Here is a 22019-nt window from a genome sequence, read left to right on the forward strand (position 1 = left end):
TAAATCCGGTGCGGGCAAACCCTCGGCCGTGAGTGAGCCGATTCCGACCGGCTGTACGCCGATCGACGAGCTGCTGGGCGGCGGGTTCGAACGCGGGGCCGTCACCCAGGTGTACGGCCCGCCCGCCGCGGGCAAGACGAACCTCACCCTCTCCGGAGCGGTGGCGACCGCCGCGGCCGGCGGGACCGCTCTCTACATCGACACGGAGGGGCTCTCAATCGATCGGTTCGAACAGCTCGCCAGCGCCCACGCGAGCGAGGCGCAGACGGTCGAGGAGATCGCCTCCAACCTCATCATCTCCGACGCCCTCGACTTTCAAGAACAGCAGGAGGCAGTGAAGGACGCCGCCGAACTCGCGCCACAGCTGGATTTCATCGTGCTCGACTCCGCGACGGGGTTCTACCGGCTCGAACGAACCGCGAGCGAGGGTGGGGAGACGCTCAGAGCGGTCGCCCGGCAGGTGACGCATCTCCTCTCGCTGGCCCGGAAACACGACCTGAGCGTGGCCATCACGAATCAGGTGTTCTCCGACCCCGATTCGGAGTCGGACCGGGTGCGACCGCTCGGGGGCCACACCCTCAACCACTGGTCGGCCGCCATCCTCCGTATCGAACGTTTCAGAGGGGGGAACCGCCGCGCGACACTCGAAAAACACCGGGCGAAGCCCGCGGGCGAGAGCGCCCGGTTCCGCATCACGAACTCGGGACTGGAGGGCGTCGACGAGCCCTGAGTTAGAGTTCGCCGAGCTTCCGGAGGAGCTGGCCCTCGTACTCCTCGTCGGCCTGCATCCCCTTCGTCTCGAGGACGTTCCGCTCCAGTTTGTCCAGCGCGACGTAGAACGCCGACTCCGCGCCGTACCCCTCGCCGGAGCCACCCATCTGGCCGACGTTCGTCCGGAGCCGGATGCGACAGTGGATGAGCGGCGTGCCGCGGAGCTTCTCCTTGTGCTCCTGGAACCGGACGTGCGCGTGGAGCACCTGCATCTCGGAGTACTTGTCCGCGACCTCGGTGACGGCCTGCTGGATCTCCTCGCGGGTGAGCGTCTCGAGGACGTTCACGTTCGTCACCTGCACGTCCATCTGTGTCTCCTCCGTGTAGGTGAGCGCGCGCAGCACGTCGGTCTTGGTGACGACGCCCGCGATGAGCCGGTCGTCGTCCTCGGGGGTGACGACGATGCCGCCGTAGTCGTGCTCCAGCATCGTCTCGACGGCGTCGCGGACGCTCGTCCCGAGCGGGACCGTCACGACCGGGCTACTCATCACGTCGTAGACGGGTAGATCGAGGATACGCTGGGTCTCGCCCGCCCGATCCCGCTTTCCGGCCTTGTCCATGTTGCGGACGACCACGTTCATGATGTCGTGGGTCGTCACCATCCCCGTCAGGTAGCCGTTCTCGTTGACGACGGGGAGCCGCGAGATGCCGTTCTCGCGCATCAGATTGATCCCCTGCCCGAGCTGGGCGTCCTCCGTGACCGTCGTCACCTCCTCGGTGTGGATGTCCTCGACATCGAGGATATCCAGGTTCTCGATGACTGCCTCGAGGATGTCGTCCTGCGTGACGACGCCCCAGAGCTTCGGCCCTTCGAAGATGGGCGCGATCTTCGTGCCGCCCTCGACGAGCATCCGCGCGACCTCGCGGACCCCGTCGTGGCGGGAGACCTTCGGGGCGCTCTTGACCATCGCCCCCGCCTTCGTGTCGTCCTCGACGTGCGACTGGAGCAGCTGCCGCTCCGAGAGCACCCCTTCGTACTCTCCGTCACGGGTGACGATGATCCCCTTCGGGTTCTCGCGCTCGAAGATGGAACGCACCTTCCCCAGACGCTCGTCGGCATCAACCTCCACAAACTCGCGGGTCGCGATATCTTCAATATCCATCTGTATCTCCTCCCGTGAGTTCGAGTGGCCTGCTAATAAAATCCTGTGCCCATGTGATTATGTAGCACGAACTCCTATCGAGCGGCGTGCTCCCCGATATCGGCGTCTTCGGTCCCTACACCTACCTCGTCACCGAACTGCTGTGGGGGTCGGTCGCCCTCGCGCTCGTCGCGTACGCTCGCGCGTGGCGCGCGGCCGCCCGCACGACACTTCTCCTGTACCCCTTCGCCTACGCCTGGGACTGGTACACCCTCGAAGTGGGGGTGTTCGAGATCCCACTTCGCACCGGAATCGAACTCCTCGGCATCCCGATCGAGGAACACATCTTCATGCTCGTCGTCCCGATGATGGTCGTCGGGACCCACGAGACGCTACGGAAGGTGGATGAGCAGAAACGCGAAGCGTAGGTGTTTCTGAGGAATTAATGTTAGCGAAATGAAATAGTGGGTTCGGGCAGATTTGAACTGCCGACCTCCTCCATGTCAAGGAGGTGTCATAACCAGCCTAGACCACGAACCCACGCTGGTGTGTTTCTCCGCATCCAATCGTACCGCGGTGGGATAATTGAACCTTTCGAATCGGAGGCCCGTATGGTGGTTGGTCACTCGACGGTCGGTCGCCCGCAGAGACTGCCGAATCAGTCGCCAGGGCCCGCGTCCCCCCGACATGCTTAAGTGAATGTACGAACTTGTACATCGTAACGCAGAACCATACATCGGTGACCTTCAATGCAGGACTACATCAAACGTGTGACCGAGGGGGAGGACCTGACACAGGCCGAAGCGCGCGACGCGGCGCGGGCCGTGTTCGAGGACGCGACCGAGGCGCAGATCGGCGCGCTGCTGGCCGCGCTCCGGGCGAAAGGCGAGACCGAAGCCGAGATCGCGGGCTTCGCGGAGGGGATGCGCGCCGCGGCGCTCACCATCGCCCCCGACAGAGAGCCGCTCGTCGACACCTGCGGGACGGGTGGCGACGACTACGACACCATCAACGTCTCGACGACGAGCGCCATCGTCGTCGCGGGTGCGGGGGTTCCCGTGGCGAAACACGGGAACTACTCCGTCTCCTCGTCGTCGGGGAGCTCCGACGTGCTCGAGGAGGTCGGCGTGAATCTCGACTCCGCGCCCGAGGCCGTCGAGCGACTGGTCGAGGAGGAGGGGATCGGCTACATGCACGCGCCGGCGTTCCACCCGGCGATGAAGGCCGTCATCGGCCCGCGCAAGGAGCTCGGAATGCGGACGATCTTCAACATCCTCGGGCCGCTGACGAACCCCGCCGGCGCGGGCGCGCAGGTCGTGGGCGTCTACGACCCTGCCCTCGTCCCGGTCATCGCGGGGGTGCTCGCGCGACTCGACGTGGACCGCGCGCTCGTCGTCCACGGCGACGGGCTGGACGAGATCACCATCCACGGCGAGACGGTCGTCGCGGAGGTCGACGGGGAGAGCTACGAGGGGTACACCCTCACCCCCGAGGATCTCGGGCTCGAACAGGCCCCCATCGAGGCCGTCGCGGGCGGGACGCCCCAGGAGAACGCCGAGGCCCTGCGCGGCATCGTCGAGGGCGAGATCACCGACGCCCGGCGCGATATCATCCTCGCGAACGCGGGCGCGGCCATCTACGTCGCGGGCGAAGCCGACTCCCTCCAGGCGGGAGTCGAGCGGGCTCGCGAGGCCATCGATTCGGGCGCGGCCGCCGCGAAACTGGCCGACCTCGCCGCGGTCGAGGCGGAATGACCCGCGCGAAGGTCTGCGGGCTCACCCGCGAGGCGGACGTTCGGGCGGCGGTCGACGCCGGTGCCGACGCGCTCGGGTTCATCGTCGACGTGCCGGTCGACACCCCCCGAGAGATCAGCCGCGAGCAGGCCCGCTCGCTCATCGCCGACGTCCCGCCGTTCGTCTCCACCGTCGCGGTGACGATGCCCGACGCTCCCGAGGCGGCGCTCGCGGTCGCCCGGGAGACGGGCGCGGACGCCATCCAGCTGCACACCCTCCCGCCCGCGGACTGTGCGGCCCTGCGTGACGCCTTCGCCGGGCCGGTCATCCGCGCCGTGGACCACGAGGAGGCCGAGTCGTTCGCCGACGCCGTCGACGCAGTGCTCGTCGATTCCGTCGACGAGGCCGGCGCGGGCGGCACCGGCGAGACCCACGACTGGGACCGGACGCGGGAGCTGGTCGACCGGCTCTCCGTCCCCGTCGTCCTCGCGGGCGGGCTCACCCCCGAGAACGTCACCGCGGCCGTGGAGACCGTGGACCCCTACGCGGTCGACGTGGCGAGCGGCGTCGAACGGACGGGCGGAGAGAAGGACCACGACGCGGTCCGGGCGTTCGTCCGCGCGGCCACGCACCCGGAGGTGGTGGTGTGAGACTCGGCCGCACCGGTCGGGCGCTCGCTCGCCGTGCGACGCACCCGGAGGTGGTCGCGTGAAGCTCGATCGCACCGGTCGGGCGCTCGCTCGCCGTGCGACGCACCCGGAGGTGGTCGCGTGAAGCTCGATCGCACCGGTCGGGCGCTCGCTCGCCGTGCGACGCACCCGGAGGTGGTCGCGTGAAGCTCGATCGCACCGGTCGGGCGCTCGCTCGCCGTGCGACGCACCCGGAGGTGGTCGCGTGAAGCTCGATCGCACCCGCGAGGAATTCGCCGGGCTAGCCCCCGACGAACCCGCAGTCCTCCGACTGGAGGCGACGCTCGACGCCGACGCCGACCCGCTGGACGCCTACGCCGCGCTGACGGGTCGGACCGGCGGCGAGAAGAGCGACTACGCCTTCCTGCTGGAGAGCGCGGAGAAGGTGGCCTCCTCGGACCCGGACGGGGCGTTCTCCTCCACGGATGCGGGGCGTCACGCCCGCTACTCCTTCGTCGGGTACGACCCCGCGGCGGTCGTCTCCGTCCACCCGGACGGGGACACCGTCGAGACGTTCCGCGAGCGCTACGCGGGGCTCGTGGAGACCGGCGAGGGCGATACCCTCGACCGCCTGCGCGCGGCGCTTCCTGAGCTTCCCCGAAAGGGGTTCCCGACCTCCGAGCGCCAGCACCTCGACGGCGGGCTCGTCGGCTTCCTCGCGTACGACGCCGTCTACGACCTCTGGCTCGACGAGGTCGGCATCGACCGCCCGGAGACCCCGCTCCCGGACGCGGAGTTCGTCCTCGCGACGAAGACGCTCGTGTTCGACGACGAGGCCGATACGGTGTCGCTCGTCTGCACGCCCGTCGTGCGCGGGCCCGCGGACGCACGGGCGGTGTACGACCGACTGGAAGCGGAAGCCGAGCGCGTGGAGGGCCTGCTCACCGAGGTCGAGTCCGCATCCATCGAGACCGGGGAGTTCCGTCGCGAGTCGGAGACCGCCGGGCCCCAGGAGGAGTACGAGGACGCCGTCGCCCGCGCGAAGGAGCACGTCCTCGACGGCGACATCTACCAGGGCGTCATCTCCCGGAAACGGGAGCTCGAAGGGGCGGTGGACCCGCTGGGGCTCTACGAGTCGCTGCGCGCCATCAACCCCTCGCCGTACATGTATCTCCTCGAACACGGCGACCGGACGGTCGTGGGGGCCTCCCCCGAGACGCTCGTCTCCGTGCGCGGCGACCAGGTCGTCGCGAACCCCATCGCGGGCACCTGCGACCGGGGCTCCTCCCCCGTCGAGGACCGCCGGCTCGCGGGCGAGATGCTCGCGGACGGGAAGGAACGCGCCGAGCACACGATGCTCGTGGACCTCGCGCGCAACGACGTGCGCCGGGTCTCCGAACCTGGAAGCGTCCGCGTCGAGGAGTTCATGAACGTCCTCAAGTACAGCCACGTCCAGCACATCGAGTCGACGGTGACGGGGACGCTCGCTCCCGAGAAGGACGCGTTCGACGCGACCCGGGCGACGTTCCCCGCGGGGACGCTCTCCGGGGCGCCGAAGGTCCGGGCGATGGAGATCATCCACGCCCTCGAACGCACGCCACGGGGGCTCTACGGCGGCGGCGTCGGCTACTACTCGTGGTCCGGCGACGCCGACTTCGCCATCGTCATCCGCACCGCGACGATCCGCGACGTGGGCGACCGCCAGCGGGTCACCGTGCAGGCGGGTGCGGGCATCGTCGCCGACTCCGACCCGACGAGCGAGTACGAGGAGACGGAGAAGAAGATGGGCGGGGTGCTCGCCGCGCTGGAGGCCATCGAGGTCGACCAGGAGGTGGCGACGCGATGAAGGTGCTGTTCGTCGACAACTACGACTCGTTCACGTACAACCTCGTGGAGTACGTGAGTCAACTGGGCGTGGAGACGGCCGTCGAGAAGAACACCGCGTCGCTGGAGACCATCCGGGCGCACGAGCCCGACGCCATCGTCATCTCGCCGGGGCCGGGCCACCCGAAGAACGACCGTGACGTGGGCGTGACGATGGCCGTCCTCCGGGAGCTCTCACCCGAGGTCCCCACCCTCGGCGTCTGTCTCGGCCTCGAGGCCGCGGTGTACGAGTACGGCGGTTCGGTTGGTCGCGCCCCCGCGCCCGTCCACGGGAAGGCCTACCCCGTCGACCACGACGGAGCGGGGGTGTTCCGGGGGCTCGACCAGGGGTTCATGGCCGGGCGCTACCACTCGCTCGTCGCCACCGAGGTCCCCGACTGCTTCGCGGTGACGGCGACGACGGACCACGACGGCCACGAGGTCGTCATGGGCGTGCGCCACCGCGAGCACCCCATCGAGTGCGTGCAGTTCCACCCGGAGAGCGTGCTCACGGGGCCGGGACACGACGTCATCGAGAACTTCATCGAAAGCGTCCGCGAGCGGGTCCCCGGTCGCGCCTGAAAACGGGCTTCGGCTTAGACCGGCACGCCCGTCGCCAGGAACGGGACGAACCGGAGCAGGCCGAAGAACCACAACACCGCGACGACGATGCCGGCGATGACCGCGATCTTCAGCGCGATGTTCAACACGAACCGGAGGACCACCAGCGCGATGATGGCGATTATCAGCGTGCTGAGGATTCCCGGCAGCCCGAACGACGGCACCAGTTGCATCGGTGTCAGGAACTCGTACATGGTGGCCCAGACGCCCGCCGAACGCTTAAATACCGTGGCCGTTCCGGAGCGCGAGCCTGCCCCCGAGCGTTTCCGCTGGGAACCCGCAGAGGGCACCCTTGTTTCCGGTGGAAGTAGTTACTTTCACTCCGGTCCAACTAGGCTTATGCACGTGCGTAGTGGATTGGACGGTAGCGCGCATCGCTGCGCCGAGGCACGTCTCAGGACGCATAGCAGTGCCCATCATGATAGGTCAGCCCACGTCGACTTCCCAATGCCAAAGGGTTATTTGGCTACCCACAGTACGCAATTGCCGTCACAGATGCCAGGAATTTATCTCCATACGAACCACCGGAATCGGGCCGTATCACCCGCTACGGCCGGGAGGGCCGAGTGATGTCCGGCGCGGACCTCAGCGCGGACGAACTCACCCTGCCCGTGAAACGCACGGACGGGGAGACGCTCGAAGAGCGGATGACCGCCAACGCCTACCACAACATCCTGCCCGCCCGCTACCTCCGCAAGGACCACAACGGGGAGCTGCGCGAGTCGCAGGACGAGCTGTTCGCCCGCGTGGCGAAGAACATCGCGCTCGCCGAGGCCGTCTTCGAGGCCGAGAAACAGGGGGTCTCGGTCACCGTCACGCCCTCGCAGCTCAAGCCGAGCCACCCGCGACGCGACGAACTCGCGGAAGAAGTCTTCGGGGCTGGGACCACGGCCGACGACGACGCGGAGACCGAGCTCTCGGTGTACAACGTCAACAAGTTCGCCTACGACACCGTCGTCGACGACCTCCCCGAATCGGTCCGCGAGGTCGTCACGGAGAAGCGCGAGGAGTTCCAGGAGCTCATGGAACAGCTCTCCTTCATCCCGAACTCGCCGACGCTGATGAACGCGGGGGACGAACTCCAGCAGCTCTCGGCGTGTTTCGTCGACTCGCCGGGTGACGACCTCACCGACATCCACCAGACCGCCAAGGAGGCCGCGGAGGTCTTCCAGTCCGGCGGGGGGATGGGCTACGCCTTCTGGAAGCTCCGCCCGTTCGGTGACGCCGTCGGCTCCACGGGGGGGATCGCCTCCGGGCCCATCACGTTCATGCGGACGTTCGACCAGATGTGCGAGACCATCGCGCAGGGGGGGACCCGGAGAGGGGCCCAGATGGGCGTCATGCGCGTCAGCCACCCGGACGTCATCGAGTTCATCCACGCGAAGAACAAGGACGTCTCGCTGGCCCACTGTCTCCGGCTGAACGACCCCGACGACTACACCTACACCACCTTCTCCGAGGCGCTGGAGGAGGCCCGCGGCCTCATCGACGAGGACGGGAAGGTGCCGAAGCACCTCCGGAACGCCGTCGAGGGCCATCTCTCGAACTTCAACATCTCCGTGGGCGTCACGGACGCCTTCATGGAGGCCCTCTATGAGGGCGAGGAGTTCGTCTTCGAGAACCCCCGGACGGAGGAGCCGCACATCGCCACCGAGGAGACGAAGGAGATGTACTCCCGGTACGACCTCGGTGACTACGTCACCGTGGGCGAGGAGCTCTCCATCCCCGCCGACGTGCTCTGGGACCGCATCGTCTCCGGGGCCCACGAGAACGGGGAACCGGGCGTCATCTACCTCGAACGCGTGAACAAGGAACACTCGTTCGACCCCGAGGAGCACCCGGACCACGAGATTCTAGCGACGAATCCGTGCGGTGAACAGCCGTTAGAGGAGTACGAGGCGTGTAACCTCGGGCATATCAACCTCTCGACGCTCGCGGACCTCGACGCGCCCGACTGGCGCGTCTGGGCGGCCGAGCACGCCGACGAGTACGACTCCGAGCAGGAGGCCGTGCAGGCGTTCCTCGAGGAGGCCATCGACTGGGAGGAGTTCGACGAGCGCATCGAGCTCGGCACCCGGTTCCTCGAGAACGTCGTCACGATGTCGGATTTCCCGGTGAAGAAGATCGAACAGAAGGTCCGCGACATGCGGAAGATCGGGCTCGGCATCATGGGCCTCGCGCAGCTGTACATCCAGCTGGGCATCCGCTACGGGAGCGAGGAGGGCAACGAGGTCGCCCGCCAGCTCATGACCCACATCAACCACACCTCGAAGTGGACCTCCCACGAGCTCGCGGAGGAGCGCGGCCCGTTCAACGACTGGGCCGACTCGAAGTACGCGAACCCCACGGAGTATCGCGAGTGGTTCGAGCACCAGACCGGCCTCGACGCCGACGACTGGGCGGACGGCTTCACCATCCGCAACCACAACACGACGACCATCGCCCCCACGGGCACCACGAGCATGGTCGGCAACACGACGGGTGGCTGTGAGCCCATCTACAACGTCGCCTACTACAAGAACGTCTCCGACGACGTGCAGGGCGACGAGATGCTCGTCGAGTTCGACGACTACTTCCTCCGCGTGCTGGAGGCCAACGATATCGACGTCGACGAGGTGAAGCGGGAGGCACAGGAGCAGATGGCCTCGAACCAGTTCGACGGCGTCGCCTCGCTGTCGACGGTGCCGGACGCGATTTCGGAGCTGTTCGTCGTCACGAGCGACCTCTCCGGGCTCGACCACGCGGGCGTGCAGTGCGCCTGCCAGGAGGGTGTCGACTCCGCCATCTCGAAGACCTGTAACTTCCCGAACAGCGCGAGTAAGGAGGACATGGACGAGGTCTACCGCTACATCTACGACAATGGCGGGAAGGGCGTCACCGTCTACCGTGACGGCACGCGCTCGAAGCAGGTGCTCACCACCCGCGCGGACAACACCGAGTTCTCCGAGGATATGGACGAGTCGGAGGCCGCGACGGTCATCGTCGACAAGATCGAGGAGATCTTCGGCGGTATCGAGAACTTCCTCGAGAACCCGGACGTCCAGAACGAGATCGGCGAGGACCTCGCCCGGCTCCTCGACGACATCGACGTGCCGGACTACGCCGAGAAGAAGGCCCGGCCGGACCTCCTCCACGGGGTCACCCAGCGCATCGACACGGGCTACGGTAAGCTCTACGTCACCATCAACGAGGACGAGAACGGCCGACCGTTCGAGCTGTTCGCGAACATCGGCCACTCCGGTGGCTTCACGAACTCCTTCACGGAGGCGCTGGCGAAGGTCATCTCGACGGCGCTCCGCTCGGGTGTCGACCCGATGGAGGTCTGTGACGAGCTGCAGGGGACCCGCTCCCCGAAGGTCGCGTGGGACAAGGGCCAGCAGATCAACTCCATCCCGGACGCGATGGGGACGGCGCTGCGCCGCTATCTCGACGACGAGATCGACAAGCCCTACCCGCGCCAGCAGAGCCTCGAGGAGGTCTCCGAGAGCGCGCGCACGCAGGACCCGAACGTCGCACCCGAGCCCGACGGCGGTGCGGCCGCCGAGTCCTCGGATGCGACGGACGCCACGCAGGACCTCATCGACGCGGGTGAGAGCCCCGAGTGTCCCGACTGTGGGTCGATGACGCTGTACTTCTCGGAGGGTTGCAAGACCTGCGAGTCGTGCGGCTGGTCCGAGTGCTGAACTGACCCCCACTTCTCCGTTTTTCCACCATCCAACAGCGACGGCCACGTCGCGCCCCCCGGTTCCCGGGCTCGCCCCCCGTCTCGTGACGAAGCTTTATCTCTACGCGGGGCAGTGATTTCGCGTAATGGAACTGGTCGAAACCGGTGTCGAGGGGTTAGACGCCATCCTCAACGGCGGCATCGCACGGCGGGCCGCCGTCCTCGTCAGCGGGCGCCCCGGCACGGGCAAGAGCATCCTCGGTCTGCAGTATCTCTACAACGGGGTCGAACAGTTCGACGAGCGCGGGATCTACCTCTCGTTCGAGGAGTCCGAACGCGACATCCGGGAGGCCGCCGAATCCATCGGCTTCGAGAACTGGGCCGAACACGTCGAGAACGGCGACATCACCGTCTTCGACAAGCGACAGCTCCTCCAGGAGGACGAGTTCGCGGGGACGCTCGACACCCTCATGGCGGAACTCGACGGTGGTGACTACGACCGGCTCGTGCTGGACTCGCTCACGATGTTCGGGCTCTTCTTCGATACGGAACGCGAGAAGCGGACGTACCTCCTGAAGTTCGTGGACGTGTTGAAGGAGTTCGGGCTCACCTCGCTGCTCGTCGCCGAGCAGTCGGAGGCGTTCCCGACCGCCGGTGGCGTCTCGCTCGAGAACTTCCTCACCGACGGGAACATCTTCATGCTCCAGACCCCGACCGAGGCGGGGGTCAACCGCTATCTCTGGGTCTCGAAGATGAGAAAACAGGAGATTCAGACGGACATCTTCCCGATGGAGATCACGCAGGGCGGTATCGCCGTCTACGAGCGGGCGGCCGGTTTCTCGCTCATCGGCGGGAACCCCATCACGTAGGCCGGAAGGATTTATCTCCTCCAGGGCTGTTCTCAGGGTATGGAATCAGGGGCGGTACTCACGGTTCTGGGGAACAAGTACGCGCCCGAGATCCTCGCCGCGACCGCGGAGCCGCGGTCGGTACAGTCGATTGCGGACGAGCTGGGTGTGCCGGTTGCTACCTGCTATCGCCGCGTGAACGAACTCGCCGACGCGGGACTCGTCGAGCTCCACGAGCGCGCGCTTTCCGACGAACGCCGGCGGGTCAGCCTCTATCGCCGCACCGTCGACGAGATCACCGTCGACTTCGGCGAGACGGGTATCGACGTCGACATCGAGACGCGCGGGGAGGTGAAAAGTCGCATCGACTCCGTCTGGCGGATGCTCTCGGACCGCTCGAACTAAGTTCTCGCTGGCGAAGGTGGAGCCATGTCCAGTGGCCGTCCCTGTCCGCTCTGTGAGACCCCGATGGAACACCGCCACTGCAAGTACGTCTGTCCAAACCACGGCGTGGTGATGGACTGCGGGGACTGTTTTTGGATATAGCCGCTACGCCGCGCGATACCGTCTGTACTGCCGATACGCTGGCCCCGCGAGCAACAACACCGCGAGCGCTGCGGCCGCGACGACGAGCGGGAGCGCGTGGACGCCTTCGGTCTGAACCGTCCGGGTGGAGGCGCCGAGGAGCACGGCGGCGGTCACCCACGGCGTCTCGCCGAGGGCGGTCCCGAGCGCGTAGGCTGAGAGGGGGACCCGTGCCAGCCCCGCGGTGTAGGAGACGGGGTCCGCGGGGAGTGGCGCCAGCCGGGCAGCGACGACCCCACGGAGGGGGCCGGCACCGGCGAAGTACCGTTCCCCGGCCGTGCCCACGCGGCCGAGTAACCCCGCGTGGCCGGTCGTCCGCGCGAGCAGGTACGGGGGGAGACAGGTGAGCACCGCGCCGGCGAGCGCCACCGGGATGCCGACGGGGCCGAGCACGACGCCGACCGCGATGCTCACGACGCTGATGGGCCACGCGAAAAGCGGGCGGACGAGGTAGGCGGCGAGGAGCAGGCCGACGAACTGCCAGGGGTGGGCCGCGAGCGCGGTGGTGCGCGCGAGCACCGCGGCCGGGGACAGCAGGAGCGCCCCCGTCCCCGCGACCCCGGCGAGGAGGACCATTCCCACCAGCTGGCGTCTCGTCGCCGGATGCATACCCGCCTCTCGCCCACGGCCGCGCAAATCCCTTGTGGTAATCGCTTAGTGTGCTCGCGGAGAAGTGGGTGCGTGTCCGCGACGGTCGAACTCGGGGTGCAGCTCATCGAACGGCTGGAACACGAGGAGCTGCCGCTCCCCGAACTCATCGACCGCATCGAGACGATAACGAAAGACCCCACGACCACCCGCAGGATCCTGGAGGAGGCCGAAGCGCGCGGCCTCATCGAGCGGGAGGGGAGCTCGGTCCTGCTCACGAGTCCCGGGTTCCTGCAGTTCGAGAGCGAGGTGATCACGAAGGAGGGGGAGTTCACGTGTCGGCGCTGCGGGGCCTCCATCTCGACGGGTTACTTCATGCGGCTGCAGGCGGGAGAACACGGGCCGTTCGGCTCGTCGTGTATCCGGAAGGTGACGGGGAGAGAGTAGGAGACGCGACCGAAGCCCTCGCGAACGGCGTGAGTGAGCCTGCCGGAGCGTCTCCGGCAGAGGGAGTGTCTCCGAACAGGCGAGCCGGGAGCGGACGAACGAAGTGCGATACTGCGAGCCGCGAGGAGCGAAGCGACTCAGCGACCGCGGCGGAGCTCCTCGATGAGCTGTTGGATCATCTTCCCCTGCTTCTCTAAGACCTCGTTCTGCCGTTCGACGGCCGCGCGGAGCTCCGCGACCTCGGCCGCGAGGTCCTCGTCGGTGTCGGGCTCGCGCGGCGCCTCCTGGAACGCGAACCCGTCGTCCGCGGTCTCCTGTGTGGCCTCCTGCGCGGAGCCTTCGGCACCCTCACCGACGAGGGGCTTGATGTTCGACTCCTCGAAGTCGCGCGAGTGGTCACGCTCGGGGCGCTCATCCTTCTCGGCGCGGAGCTCCGCGATGGAGTCGATGCCGTGGTACGCGAGGAGCGCCGACCGGACCGCGTGGGCGATGGCGGGGGCGTTGTCGTTCGGCACCTTCACGCGCTGGGGCCGGCCATCGACTTCGATGACGAGCTGGGTGGCGACGCTCCCCTCCTCCGTGTCGAAGTCGGTGGTCTCGGCGAAGCGGTACTCCTCGTAGTCGTCGTCCCAGACCGCGCCGCCGACGTGCTTGAGCATCCGCGCGTCGGTGACGACGAGCGTGAGCTCGCTGAAGCGGCTGGCCGACCGGACGCGTTCGTCCTCGTCGATGACGCCCTTCCGGCGGAGGATCCCCCCCAACAGGGGGGAGAGCACGTCGCTCGCCGAGCCGGCGGGGACGGCGAACGTCTCCTCGTCGTCGATGTAGGTGAGGGTGAACGTGGCCTTCCGCCGCCCCGACGAGAGGGTGAGCCGCTCGACGTCGTGGTCGTAGGCGGTGACGGACTCGTCGCTCAGCAGGCCTTCGGAACGGTAGACGAGCGTCCGTGTCGGAGTGACGAAGACGGCGTCGTCGCCGCCGAGCGCGACCTGCGCCCCGACGGACTCGCCGTTCAGCTCCTGACGGACGAGCTCCGGTAGCTCCATGCTCGTTCGTCCTCGCGGGGTAGCTTAAAACCGCTGGACGGACGGGCCCGCCACCGCGCCCCACGGGGATTCCAGATGAGAAGGTTCAAGTCCGACACCGCGCTACCCGAAACTGAGCCCGGGTGGCTTAGCTGGACATAGCGCCGCACTCATAGGGTTATCGAGTACGGTACACCGCACCCATGGGGTCTCTGCCGGGACCCCGAACCTGGGACATGCGGAGATCGAGGGTTCGGAGCCCTCCCCGGGCATGATTCTTCAGGCGCTTCGTGGCGAGGGACCCGTAGGTCCTGCGCGAGCCGTGACTACCGTCGTCTCCGGTTCGGTCACCGAAGCCCGTCGTCTCCGGTTCGGTCACCGAAGCCGAAACGACTCTGTAGTCCCCGGTCGTTAGGACACCCATGCGGTGTGCACGTTGCGAAGCGCAGTTCAGCGGTGGTGACGAGTGGATCGAGCTCTGCCACCATCACACGTATATGCACTTCGAGAGCACCTTCTGTGGGGCCGAGTGTGCGGTCGCGTATCTCGAGAACGGCCTGGAGAGTGACGGCCCCGACGACCTGGGTGACGACCTCGGTGGCGACCTCTCGACCGACTGAGCGGGTGACCGGGTGACCGAAAGGGCGAACACGTCCGGGTGAGGAGTGGGTCCCGTGAGCTTCGATTACGTCCACGAAATCACGGTCCGATACCGGGATCTCGACCCGATGCAGCACGTGAACAACGCGGTCTACTCCTCGTATCTCGAACAGGCGCGCGTCGCCTACCTCCGGGAGGTGCTCGGGATCAACAAGGACCCCGGAATGGTCGTCGCCCACCTCGAACTCGATTTCAAGCGCGCGGTGGAGTTCTCCGACGAGCAGGTCGCGGTGGCGTGTCGCATCCCCGAGCTGGGAGAGAAGAGCTTCCGCATCGAGTACGAGATCCGCACGGACGACGGGGTGGCGGCGACGGCCGAGACCGTGCAGGTGGCGTTCGACCGGGAGGTGGGGGCCTCACGACCGATTCCGGATGACTGGCGGGAGGCGATACAGGAGTTCGAAGGGCGCTAGCGGGCCTCGGGCACGTCGAGGTCGTACTGTTCGCGCCAGGTCGCGGCGAGCGAGAGCGCGGCGTCCCGGTCGTCGACGCGCTCGTGGTCGTAGGCGTCGCCCTCGGGAGCCTGAATCAGGCGGTCGACGTGGACGGCCCACTCCCCACTGGTCGTCTCGCGAGCGACGATGGTGGCGTAGCGGTCAGAGCGCTCCCATTCGAGGCGCGTGGCCTCCTCGACGGTGGCGGTCCAGGGCATACGTGGACTTGGCGCGGACGGGAGAAAAGCCCGCCGACTGCCGGGGGGAGAACGCTCTTTCCGGTCGCGGTCCTCATCCGGGTGTGCAGTCAGACGACCCCACCGTCATCCGCGTGCTCGCGGTCCACACCGACGACATCGTCACGGCGCTGGAGGCGAACGAGCGGCGGGACACGGGGACCGTCCTCCGGGTGACCCCGCCCTTCGCGGGCCGGATGCGCGCCCGGCTCCACCGCGCGGGCCACGAGTCCCCCTACGGCGACCCCGCCCCCATACACATCGATCCCGCGGCGCTCACCGACGTGCCGGCGTTCCCGACCCCCGACGACGTGGAGGACGAGCTCCGCGCGAGCGATGAGCCCTACTCGCCGGAGCGCCACGAGGCGTGGTACGCCGACGCGGTCGAACGGTGGCGCGACGCGGCCCGCGCGGGGGTGCGCGACGAACTCACTATCTCCACCCCGGATGGCTCCCATTCGGTCCGAATCTCCACCCTGGGGTAGCCCTCCAGTCGACTATATAGCCGAACTCGGTAATTCGCGCGTAACTGTTTCTAAACAGCTTGTGAAAGTTCTAAGCCACTCTGAAGCACTCGTGAAACGTTACAGTTGTCCTGACGTTCGAGTAAAACGTATCGAAAACGGTCGAAGGCTCGGCGGGGTATATGTCGTATCCGTCACAAGGGGTGGATGAGTCATGTCACTGAGTCCCTCCACTTCCACGCTGTCCGGTTCGCGGGCCTCCCTCCTCGTGGGCCTGGTCCGCCGCCCCATCGAAGCACTGAGCTTCTGGACTGCGGTCGCCCTCCCCGTACTCTACGTCCTCATCCTCACGGGCGTGGTCACCGGCGTCTCCCCGGCGAGCTTCGCCGCGCTCATCGGGCTCAACGCCCTCGCGCTCGTCGTCGGGCACGGCCATCGGCGCGACTAAGACCCACCCGCCCGGACGGCCGGTATGCTCGAACATGTCCCCCTCGGGAACACCGGCACGTCCGTGACGAACCTCTCTTTCGGCACGTGGCGCTTCGGCCGCGAGAACGACGACGGCGAGATCGAGGTCGGCAAGGAGCGCGCACACGAACTCTTAGACGCCTACGCCGAGGCCGGCGGCAACTTCATCGACACCGCCGACATGTACGGTGACGGCCTGAGCGAGCAGTGGATCGGCGACTGGCTGGCGACCCGTGACCGCGAGGAGTTCGTGGTCGCCTCGAAGATCTACTGGCCCACGCGCGAGGGCCCGAACGGCCAGGGGCTCGGCCGCAAGCACCTCGAACACTCCATCGACGCGATGCTCGACCGGCTGGGAACCGACTACATCGATTTATTATATATCCACCGCTGGGACGACGCCACCCCCGCCGAGGAGTTCATGCGCACCCTAAACCGGTTCGTCACGGAGGGGAAGGTCCACTATCTCGGCACCTCCACCTTCGAGCCGAACGCGTGGAAGGTGGCGAAGGCGAACGAGCTCGCCGAGCGGAAGGGGTACGAACCCTTCACCGTCGCCCAGCCCCGCTACAGCCTCGTCACGCGCGAGGTGGAGTACGACTACGTGGAGGCGTGTGAGCACTACGACATCGGCATCTGCCCGTGGTCGCCCCTCGGGGGTGGCTTCCTCACCGGGAAGTACGGCCGCGACCAGATCCCCGAGGGGAGCCGTGCCGCGGAGAACGAGACGTTCGCGGAGCGGTACCTCTCCGAGGAGAACTTCGACGCGCTCGACGTCGTCCGGGCGGTCGCCGAGGAGGTGGGTGCCACGCCCGCACAGGTCTCGCTCGCGTGGCTCATGCACCACGAGCAGGTGACTGCGCCCATCGTGGGGGCGCGCACCGTCGAGCAGCTGGAGGAGAACCTCGCCGCGGCCGAGGTAGACCTCACGGAGGAGCAGTTCGAACGGCTGAGCGAGGCGAAAGACGCCCCGTCGCTGGTCTGAGTTCAGTCGGTCGCCGTTTCAGCTCCGGATGTAGACTCCGCGTCACCGCCGATGGCCTGGTACTTCTCGCGGTAGCGCTTGAGCTTCCGGTAGAGGATGTAGCCGAACAGCCCGTCGTAGACGAGAATGAAGGCGATGAAGGTGAGCCCCGGCAGCGGGACGTAGGTGACGATGGTGTTGTACGTCGCGTGGATGAACGCGGCGATGAGCAGGCCCTTCACGACGATGGGGCCCGCGTGCTCGCGGTTGAACTTCGCCAGCCCGAGATAGTAGCCCGCGAACGCGGAGTAGATGACGTGTCCCGGACCGACGAACGCACGGGCGGTCGCAGTGGCGAACGCCCGTTCGATGGGTGCGGCGACGAGGCCGCCGTTCTCGATGACAGCCTGGGTGATGTACAGCGCGTTCTCGATGGTGGCGAAACCGAGCCCCGCGACGGCCCCGTAGACCGCCCCGTCGATGACCGCGTCGAAGTCGTCGCTGTTGAACGCGAACACCCGGACTGCGAGCCACTTCACCGTCTCCTCGATGGGGGCGACGACGACGAAGAAGAACAGCGCCATCCCGACGACCGGGACGAGTTTGAAGATGGGCTGGAGAACGGTGTTCACCGTCGCGGCGAAGCTGGCGAACAGGACGGCGAGCACGAAGGTGACCGCGAGCACCGAGACCGGTTCGCGCATCGTCGCGTCCTGATACCAGACGAAGCCGACGAGCCCCAAAGCGGGCAGGATGGAGAGTACGGCCAGCCCGCCGAGCGTCGGCTCGACGGTGAACGCGTAGGCGATGACCCCGACCTGCGCGACGAGAAGCAGTGTCGCGACGAGCACGAGCAGCCCGCGGCTCCCCTTACTGAGCGCGCCGTGCACCCCCGTTGCGAGCCGATCGAGTGCCGTCCGCTCCTCCCAGTGCGCCACGTCGTACAGGTCCTCCCCATCGGAGGCATCGGCAACCGGGTCTTCTGGCATACGAGAGGAGCTGACTCGCGCCAACCGGTTATGTTTTCTGGTCGGGGACAGGATGTCAGTCGTCCGCCGGCGTGGGCCGCCCACCGCCGAAGAACTCCTCGCGGATGGCGTCGCGTTTGAGGAGCCCGAAGCCGACGAGGATGACGAGAAACCCCGCGACCGTCGCGGCGTCGACGACCTCCGAGAGGAAGAGGAACCCCGAGATCGCGGCGAACAGCGGCGCGACGTAGGAGACGAGGTTGATCTCGATGGCGCCCAACTTCTCCAGAAGGTCGAAGTAGATGAGGAAGCCGAGGGCGCTCGCCGCGACCGAGAGGTACGCGAGCGCGACGATGGCGTCGGTGCTCCAGGTCACGTCGCTCACGGACTCGCCGAGCCCGACGCTCACGACGTGCATCATCCCGGCACCGAGCAGCATCGCCCACGCCTCCATCGTCTCGAGGGGGAGGTCGTCGTCGAGTCGCTGGGAGACGACGGCACCGAGCGCGAACGCCAGCGCCGCGCCGAAGACCAGCAGTTTGGCGGTAACACCCTGCGAGATCGCCGCCGCCGGGGCGGGGCCGCTGGCGAGCCCCACGGTTTCGAGGAGGCCGTACCACGCCGCCACCAACTCCGGGGGCTGGGAGAGCACCACGACGCCGAGCAGCCCGAGGAACATCCCCAGGAGGCCGAGGACGGTTAGCCGCTCGCTGGGGAGCAACAGCCGGGCGAACGCCGTCGTCAGGACGGGCGACAGCGAGACGATGACGGCCGCCGTCGCGCTGTTGACCGCGGGGTCCGTCTCCCCGATGAACAGCAGCGCGTGATACGCCGCGATCATGAGCGCCCCCGCTGAGAGGACGTTCACCCACTCCGTACGCGTCCGGGGGACCAGTCGGTCCGTCGCGTACGCCGCGTAGGCGAGCATCAGCACGCCCGCGAGGTCGTAGCGGATCGCGGCGAACAGCACGGGCGTCTCGAAGAACCCGCCCGGATGCGAGGGGGTACCGAGTCCCGCCTTGATGGCCATGAAGGCACTCCCCCACACCGCCGCGAGAACGGTGAACAGTATCGCGTTTCGATAGCGCACATCGGAGGTGGGATGTGGGGGGGTGAGAAGGTTTCGGACCGGTGTGACGCGGTGACGTGATCGGCTCGTGGGCGTGGGCCAGTCCGGGCCGGCTCCCCCTCCCCGGCTCCCCATACCGGCATTCCCGGAACTGTCGGGATACCCGACAGAACCACCAGAACCACCGGAACCACGCGTTCGACGCGGAAACACTGCTGATTCGCCGCGAGAATCGGGCGAATCTTTAAATAACGTCACGACAGAGTGTCGCACATGGCCGCATACGGCCGGCCGGCACTTCGGGACCTGTTCGATGACTCCCCAACCCCCCACATCGCGCACCCGCCACGGACGCACCACCGTGATTTCTACGTCGCGACGGACGGCTCCTATCGAGACTCCGGAGCCGGGGGCTTAGGCGTCGTCATCGAGACACGCGACGGTGAGACCGTGGCACGGCTCTCCGTTCCGGACACCGCGCCCGACAACAACGTCGCGGAGTATCGGGCGCTCCATCTGGGGCTGGACGTGCTCGCCGCGCGAGCGCCGCCGACGGCCCGCGTGGGCGTGCTCGTCGACCACGACGTGCTCGCGGGGAACGTCAACCGCGCCTATCTGGCGACGCGCGGCCCCACGGCCCACACCGCCGACGCGTACACCGTCCCGGCGACCGCCGCCCGCCACTGGCGGGGGATCCGTGCCCGCATCGCGGGGTTCGCGGAGCTCCGGGCCGCACGGCTCGACTCACGCGAGAACCCGGCCCACCCGCTCGCGAACGCGCCGGGCGAGTACGCACACGTGAACCGCGAGCCGCAGCGCTGTGTGATTCCACAGGCAGCACCGACCACGGCGGACGAACAGATCCCGCCGCCGTCGCGCGCCGACCGGCACGCGGATTAACATCAGTCGGGAAAATCAGTCGTCGTCGGCCGCCAGCTGTTCTAACACCGCCGCGGGCATCTGGCCCTTCACGGCGTCGGGGATCTCGTCGACGGAGGCGTCCTCCAGATTGGGGGGCGCCCCGGATTTCGGGTCGAACAGCCGGATCGCCGTGTGAATCGTCGTCCAGTCGTCCTCCTCGGCGGCGTCACGGAGGCTCTGGGTCGGGGAGGCGAGCAGCTGTGAGACGAGCGCGTCGGCCATCGACTCCACGATGGCGCGCTGTTCGTCGGTCACGTCGCCCGCGCTCTCCAGTTTCGAGAGGGCCTTCTCCAGCTCGCGAGCCTTCATCCGCTCTGCACCCTCGTACATCCCGGCGATGACCTGGTCGGCCCGCTTGCGTTTGTACTGGGCCATCAGGTGCTCGAACTCGTCGTCGAGCATCGCTTCGACCTCCGCGGCGGCGGCCTCGCGCTGGGCGCGCGTCTCGTCGGTGACGGCCTGTAAGTCGTCGAGGTCGTGGGCGATGACACCGCGGAGGCCGCTCACGTCGGGGGCCACGTCGCGCGGCTGGCCCAGGTCGACGATATGCGTCTCGCCCGCGCCCGCGAGGACCTCGCGGTCGAGCACGTGCCCCTCGGCGCCGGTCGCGGTGACTACCACGTCGGCCTCCTCGACGGCGATGGGGAGGGCGTCGAGGCCGACCGCGGTGGCGTCGCCGTCGAGGTTCGTGGCGACGTGGTCCGCGGTCGAGCGCGTCCGGTTGGCGACGATGACCCGGGTGACGGCGGGGTCGAGGGCCTTCGCCGCGAGGGTCCCCATCTCGCCCGCGCCGACGACGAGCGCGGTGGCGTCATCGAGGTCGCGCTCGGTTTCGAGGAGCGCCACGGCAGCACTCCCGAGCGAGACGACGCCTTCGTTGATGGCGGTCTCCGCGCGGGCGCGCTCGCCGACGTGGAGCGCCTTCAGGATGGCGTCGTCGAGGACGGGGCCGAGCGCGCCGGCTTCCCGTGCGGCCTCGTAGGCGCGTCGGACCTGCCCGATGATCTGATCCTCGCCGAGGACGAGCGACTCCAGCCCCGCGGTGACCCGCATGAGATGGCGGAGGCTCCCCTCGTGGTCGAACCGTTCCGTCGTCTCGTCGGGCGCGGACTCCGCGTACGTCGCGAGCGCCTCGCGCCCGGTGCGTTCCGTCTCGGTGACGACGTACGCCTCCGCACGGTTGCACGTCTGGAGGACGAACGCCTCCGTGACACCCGGGGTGTCGAGCAGGCGTTCGACGGCGGTTGCGGCGTCCGTCCGACAGACCGCCTCGATGGTATCGACGGAGGCGCGCCTGTGGGAGACGCTGATGCCGGAGATGATTCCTGTTCCTGTCGTCACGTGTGTTCACCCAACGTCTCGAGGACGACCGCGTCGGCTACTCGACGGGTGTTAGCCCTTCCGCTACCTAAAAGCTTCCAAACCCGGTCACTTTCGACGACGGCCCGGATCGCGGCACGGCGACGGGCCGGCTCGATCTCCTCCCGCTGGAGCTGGTCGCGGATGTCGGCCGTCACCGCGGCGAGCTCGCCGACTCCCTCGATATCCTCCTCGAGGCGTTCTCTGAGCACTTTCGTCAGCGCCGGCGACCCCGTCGAGATGGAGACCACCACGTCCCCGTCGCGCACGGTCGCGGGGACGACGACGCTCCCCGGCTCCCGCTCCCCGTGGATATCCGTGCGGTTGACGAGCACCCCACGCTCGCGGGCGGCCGTCTCGATGGCCGCGTTCAGCGCCTCCACGTCCGTCGCGGCGACGACGAGCGCGGGCTCGAACCGGTCGAGCCACTCGCCGACCTCGTCGGGGGCGGGCGCGGCTCGGACCTGCTCGCAGCCCGGGAACTCACCGTCGAACGCGGGGGAGACGACGACTACGCGCGCCTCCTGGGCGAACCGTCGGGCCTTGCGTGCCCCGACGGCCCCGCCGCCGAAGACGAGCACCGTCGTGCCGGTGAAGTCGTGGACGAGCGGTATCATCGA

26 protein-coding genes and 2 tRNA genes are annotated in these 22019 nt (G+C 67.8%); 18 read left to right on the top strand and 10 right to left on the bottom strand.

What is annotated here, in order from left to right; all coding sequences use genetic code 11:
• Positions 1–28: 28 nt before the first annotated feature.
• Entirely contained in the window at positions 29–730 is a 702-nt protein-coding gene (radB, locus tag ACQUQR_RS14140; RefSeq protein ID WP_435197151.1) for a DNA repair and recombination protein RadB, read from the top strand.
• 1 nt (position 731) lies between these two features.
• Here the strand turns inward: radB and ACQUQR_RS14145 are convergent, their stop codons facing one another.
• The gene (locus ACQUQR_RS14145) at positions 732–1874 is read right to left on the bottom strand and encodes a CBS domain-containing protein (protein WP_435197152.1); all 1143 of its coding nucleotides are present in this window, start codon (positions 1872–1874) and stop codon (positions 732–734) included.
• A gap of 86 nt (positions 1875–1960) precedes the next feature.
• On the opposite strand from ACQUQR_RS14145, the gene ACQUQR_RS14150 reads away from it, so the two are divergent.
• Positions 1961–2281 (top strand): lycopene cyclase domain-containing protein, encoded by a 321-nt coding sequence (locus ACQUQR_RS14150; RefSeq protein WP_435197153.1) that lies wholly within the window; start codon positions 1961–1963, stop codon positions 2279–2281.
• A gap of 37 nt (positions 2282–2318) precedes the next feature.
• Here ACQUQR_RS14150 and ACQUQR_RS14155 read toward each other — a convergent pair.
• Positions 2319–2393, bottom strand: a tRNA-Val gene (locus ACQUQR_RS14155).
• 209 nt (positions 2394–2602) lie between these two features.
• On the opposite strand from ACQUQR_RS14155, the gene trpD reads away from it, so the two are divergent.
• From trpD to trpG, 4 genes are all read left to right on the top strand, one after another.
• Entirely contained in the window at positions 2603–3607 is a 1005-nt protein-coding gene (gene trpD / locus ACQUQR_RS14160) for an anthranilate phosphoribosyltransferase (RefSeq protein ID WP_435197154.1), read from the top strand.
• Complete coding sequence (locus ACQUQR_RS14165) at positions 3604–4236, top strand: phosphoribosylanthranilate isomerase (protein WP_435197155.1); 633 nt, start codon at positions 3604–3606, stop codon at positions 4234–4236. Before trpD ends, ACQUQR_RS14165 begins: the two co-directional genes overlap by 4 nt.
• Positions 4237–4480: 244 nt before the next feature.
• On the top strand, positions 4481–6061 hold the full coding sequence (trpE, locus tag ACQUQR_RS14170; protein WP_435197156.1) for an anthranilate synthase component I: 1581 nt from the start codon (positions 4481–4483) through the stop codon (positions 6059–6061).
• Positions 6058–6660 (top strand): anthranilate synthase component II, encoded by a 603-nt coding sequence (gene trpG / locus ACQUQR_RS14175; RefSeq protein ID WP_435197157.1) that lies wholly within the window; start codon positions 6058–6060, stop codon positions 6658–6660. Before trpE ends, trpG begins: the two co-directional genes overlap by 4 nt.
• Before the next feature lie 14 nt (positions 6661–6674).
• Here the strand turns inward: trpG and ACQUQR_RS14180 are convergent, their stop codons facing one another.
• Complete coding sequence (locus tag ACQUQR_RS14180) at positions 6675–6893, bottom strand: hypothetical protein (protein ID WP_435197158.1); 219 nt, start codon at positions 6891–6893, stop codon at positions 6675–6677.
• Positions 6894–7268: 375 nt separating this feature from the next.
• On the opposite strand from ACQUQR_RS14180, the gene ACQUQR_RS14185 reads away from it, so the two are divergent.
• The 4 genes from ACQUQR_RS14185 to ACQUQR_RS14200 all read left to right on the top strand — a co-directional run bounded on the left by ACQUQR_RS14185 (position 7269) and on the right by ACQUQR_RS14200 (position 11757).
• Positions 7269–10382, top strand: a complete 3114-nt coding sequence (locus ACQUQR_RS14185) for an adenosylcobalamin-dependent ribonucleoside-diphosphate reductase (RefSeq protein WP_435197159.1) — start codon at positions 7269–7271, stop codon at positions 10380–10382.
• A gap of 127 nt (positions 10383–10509) precedes the next feature.
• Positions 10510–11232 (top strand): RAD55 family ATPase, encoded by a 723-nt coding sequence (locus ACQUQR_RS14190; protein WP_435197160.1) that lies wholly within the window; start codon positions 10510–10512, stop codon positions 11230–11232.
• A gap of 39 nt (positions 11233–11271) precedes the next feature.
• On the top strand, positions 11272–11616 hold the full coding sequence (locus ACQUQR_RS14195; protein ID WP_435197161.1) for an ArsR/SmtB family transcription factor: 345 nt from the start codon (positions 11272–11274) through the stop codon (positions 11614–11616).
• 24 nt (positions 11617–11640) lie between these two features.
• Positions 11641–11757: an HVO_2523 family zinc finger protein gene (locus ACQUQR_RS14200; protein WP_435197162.1), complete on the top strand. Its 117-nt coding sequence runs from the start codon at positions 11641–11643 to the stop codon at positions 11755–11757.
• A 3-nt stretch (positions 11758–11760) separates the two neighbouring features.
• Here the strand turns inward: ACQUQR_RS14200 and ACQUQR_RS14205 are convergent, their stop codons facing one another.
• Positions 11761–12405, bottom strand: a complete 645-nt coding sequence (locus ACQUQR_RS14205; protein WP_435197163.1) for a TVP38/TMEM64 family protein — start codon at positions 12403–12405, stop codon at positions 11761–11763.
• Between the two features lie 72 nt (positions 12406–12477).
• Between ACQUQR_RS14205 and ACQUQR_RS14210 the strand changes: the two genes are divergently transcribed.
• A complete protein-coding gene (locus tag ACQUQR_RS14210) occupies positions 12478–12831 on the top strand; it encodes a DUF5830 family protein (protein ID WP_435197164.1) in 354 nt (117 codons plus the stop codon).
• 137 nt (positions 12832–12968) lie between these two features.
• Here ACQUQR_RS14210 and ACQUQR_RS14215 read toward each other — a convergent pair whose 3' ends face one another.
• Positions 12969–13877, bottom strand: coding sequence for a DUF7115 domain-containing protein (locus tag ACQUQR_RS14215; protein WP_435197165.1), 909 nt, complete (start codon positions 13875–13877; stop codon positions 12969–12971).
• A gap of 116 nt (positions 13878–13993) precedes the next feature.
• Here ACQUQR_RS14215 and ACQUQR_RS14220 point away from each other — a divergent pair.
• From ACQUQR_RS14220 to ACQUQR_RS14230, 3 genes are all read left to right on the top strand, one after another.
• Positions 13994–14128 (top strand) — tRNA-Met (locus ACQUQR_RS14220).
• A 225-nt stretch (positions 14129–14353) separates the two neighbouring features.
• Positions 14354–14476, top strand: coding sequence for a hypothetical protein (locus tag ACQUQR_RS14225; RefSeq protein WP_435197166.1), 123 nt, complete (start codon positions 14354–14356; stop codon positions 14474–14476).
• 54 nt (positions 14477–14530) lie between these two features.
• Positions 14531–14929 (top strand): acyl-CoA thioesterase, encoded by a 399-nt coding sequence (locus ACQUQR_RS14230; protein ID WP_435197167.1) that lies wholly within the window; start codon positions 14531–14533, stop codon positions 14927–14929.
• Here the strand turns inward: ACQUQR_RS14230 and ACQUQR_RS14235 are convergent.
• Positions 14926–15168 carry a DUF7543 family protein gene (locus ACQUQR_RS14235; RefSeq protein ID WP_435197168.1) on the bottom strand — a complete coding sequence of 81 codons (243 nt, stop codon included), beginning with the start codon at positions 15166–15168 and terminating at the stop codon, positions 14926–14928. The genes ACQUQR_RS14230 and ACQUQR_RS14235 overlap by 4 nt on opposite strands.
• An 83-nt stretch (positions 15169–15251) precedes the next feature.
• Between ACQUQR_RS14235 and ACQUQR_RS14240 the strand changes: the two genes are divergently transcribed.
• The 3 genes from ACQUQR_RS14240 (at position 15252) to ACQUQR_RS14250 (ending at position 17103) form a co-directional block, all read left to right on the top strand.
• Positions 15252–15671 (top strand): hypothetical protein, encoded by a 420-nt coding sequence (locus ACQUQR_RS14240; RefSeq protein ID WP_435197169.1) that lies wholly within the window; start codon positions 15252–15254, stop codon positions 15669–15671.
• A 193-nt stretch (positions 15672–15864) separates the two neighbouring features.
• On the top strand, positions 15865–16098 hold the full coding sequence (locus ACQUQR_RS14245) for a hypothetical protein (RefSeq protein ID WP_435197171.1): 234 nt from the start codon (positions 15865–15867) through the stop codon (positions 16096–16098).
• Between the two features lie 24 nt (positions 16099–16122).
• A complete protein-coding gene (locus ACQUQR_RS14250) occupies positions 16123–17103 on the top strand; it encodes an aldo/keto reductase (RefSeq protein ID WP_435197172.1) in 981 nt (326 codons plus the stop codon).
• A 2-nt stretch (positions 17104–17105) separates the two neighbouring features.
• Here ACQUQR_RS14250 and ACQUQR_RS14255 read toward each other — a convergent pair whose 3' ends face one another.
• Both ACQUQR_RS14255 and ACQUQR_RS14260 read right to left on the bottom strand, forming a co-directional pair.
• On the bottom strand, positions 17106–18071 hold the full coding sequence (locus ACQUQR_RS14255) for a PrsW family intramembrane metalloprotease (RefSeq protein WP_435197173.1): 966 nt from the start codon (positions 18069–18071) through the stop codon (positions 17106–17108).
• Between the two features lie 55 nt (positions 18072–18126).
• Positions 18127–19080 carry a DMT family transporter gene (locus tag ACQUQR_RS14260; RefSeq protein ID WP_435197294.1) on the bottom strand — a complete coding sequence of 318 codons (954 nt, stop codon included), beginning with the start codon at positions 19078–19080 and terminating at the stop codon, positions 18127–18129.
• Positions 19081–19392: 312 nt separating this feature from the next.
• Here ACQUQR_RS14260 and ACQUQR_RS14265 point away from each other — a divergent pair, with 312 nt between their 5' ends.
• Positions 19393–20019 (top strand): ribonuclease HI, encoded by a 627-nt coding sequence (locus ACQUQR_RS14265; protein ID WP_435197174.1) that lies wholly within the window; start codon positions 19393–19395, stop codon positions 20017–20019.
• Positions 20020–20034: 15 nt separating this feature from the next.
• Here ACQUQR_RS14265 and hemA read toward each other — a convergent pair whose 3' ends face one another.
• Both hemA and ACQUQR_RS14275 read right to left on the bottom strand, forming a co-directional pair.
• Positions 20035–21381, bottom strand: a complete 1347-nt coding sequence (hemA, locus tag ACQUQR_RS14270; RefSeq protein ID WP_435197175.1) for a glutamyl-tRNA reductase — start codon at positions 21379–21381, stop codon at positions 20035–20037.
• Positions 21378–22016, bottom strand: coding sequence for a precorrin-2 dehydrogenase/sirohydrochlorin ferrochelatase family protein (locus ACQUQR_RS14275; RefSeq protein ID WP_435197176.1), 639 nt, complete (start codon positions 22014–22016; stop codon positions 21378–21380). The genes hemA and ACQUQR_RS14275 overlap by 4 nt, the downstream gene beginning before the upstream one ends.
• Positions 22017–22019: the final 3 nt, after the last annotated feature.

The organism is Natronomonas sp. EA1 (assembly GCF_051195035.1).
In the GTDB taxonomy this organism is placed as follows: Archaea; Halobacteriota; Halobacteria; order Halobacteriales; family Haloarculaceae; genus JBNTJV01.

Excerpts from the sequence above, each read along its gene's own strand:
- ACQUQR_RS14145 (WP_435197152.1), bottom strand. The coding sequence starts at position 1,874 with ATGGATATTGAAGATATCGCGACCCGCGAGTTTGTGGAGGTTGATGCC.
- trpD (WP_435197154.1), top strand. The coding sequence starts at position 2,603 with ATGCAGGACTACATCAAACGTGTGACCGAGGGGGAGGACCTGACACAG.
- ACQUQR_RS14165 (WP_435197155.1), top strand. The coding sequence starts at position 3,604 with ATGACCCGCGCGAAGGTCTGCGGGCTCACCCGCGAGGCGGACGTTCGG.
- trpG (WP_435197157.1), top strand. The coding sequence starts at position 6,058 with ATGAAGGTGCTGTTCGTCGACAACTACGACTCGTTCACGTACAACCTC.
- ACQUQR_RS14180 (WP_435197158.1), bottom strand. The coding sequence starts at position 6,893 with ATGTACGAGTTCCTGACACCGATGCAACTGGTGCCGTCGTTCGGGCTG.
- ACQUQR_RS14185 (WP_435197159.1), top strand. The coding sequence starts at position 7,269 with ATGTCCGGCGCGGACCTCAGCGCGGACGAACTCACCCTGCCCGTGAAA.
- ACQUQR_RS14190 (WP_435197160.1), top strand. The coding sequence starts at position 10,510 with ATGGAACTGGTCGAAACCGGTGTCGAGGGGTTAGACGCCATCCTCAAC.
- ACQUQR_RS14195 (WP_435197161.1), top strand. The coding sequence starts at position 11,272 with ATGGAATCAGGGGCGGTACTCACGGTTCTGGGGAACAAGTACGCGCCC.
- ACQUQR_RS14200 (WP_435197162.1), top strand. The coding sequence starts at position 11,641 with ATGTCCAGTGGCCGTCCCTGTCCGCTCTGTGAGACCCCGATGGAACAC.
- ACQUQR_RS14205 (WP_435197163.1), bottom strand. The coding sequence starts at position 12,405 with ATGCATCCGGCGACGAGACGCCAGCTGGTGGGAATGGTCCTCCTCGCC.
- ACQUQR_RS14215 (WP_435197165.1), bottom strand. The coding sequence starts at position 13,877 with ATGGAGCTACCGGAGCTCGTCCGTCAGGAGCTGAACGGCGAGTCCGTC.
- ACQUQR_RS14225 (WP_435197166.1), top strand. The coding sequence starts at position 14,354 with ATGCACTTCGAGAGCACCTTCTGTGGGGCCGAGTGTGCGGTCGCGTAT.
- ACQUQR_RS14235 (WP_435197168.1), bottom strand. The coding sequence starts at position 15,168 with ATGCCCTGGACCGCCACCGTCGAGGAGGCCACGCGCCTCGAATGGGAG.
- ACQUQR_RS14245 (WP_435197171.1), top strand. The coding sequence starts at position 15,865 with ATGTCACTGAGTCCCTCCACTTCCACGCTGTCCGGTTCGCGGGCCTCC.
- ACQUQR_RS14250 (WP_435197172.1), top strand. The coding sequence starts at position 16,123 with ATGCTCGAACATGTCCCCCTCGGGAACACCGGCACGTCCGTGACGAAC.
- ACQUQR_RS14255 (WP_435197173.1), bottom strand. The coding sequence starts at position 18,071 with ATGCCAGAAGACCCGGTTGCCGATGCCTCCGATGGGGAGGACCTGTAC.
- ACQUQR_RS14260 (WP_435197294.1), bottom strand. The coding sequence starts at position 19,080 with ATGGCCATCAAGGCGGGACTCGGTACCCCCTCGCATCCGGGCGGGTTC.
- ACQUQR_RS14265 (WP_435197174.1), top strand. The coding sequence starts at position 19,393 with ATGGCCGCATACGGCCGGCCGGCACTTCGGGACCTGTTCGATGACTCC.
- ACQUQR_RS14275 (WP_435197176.1), bottom strand. The coding sequence starts at position 22,016 with ATGATACCGCTCGTCCACGACTTCACCGGCACGACGGTGCTCGTCTTC.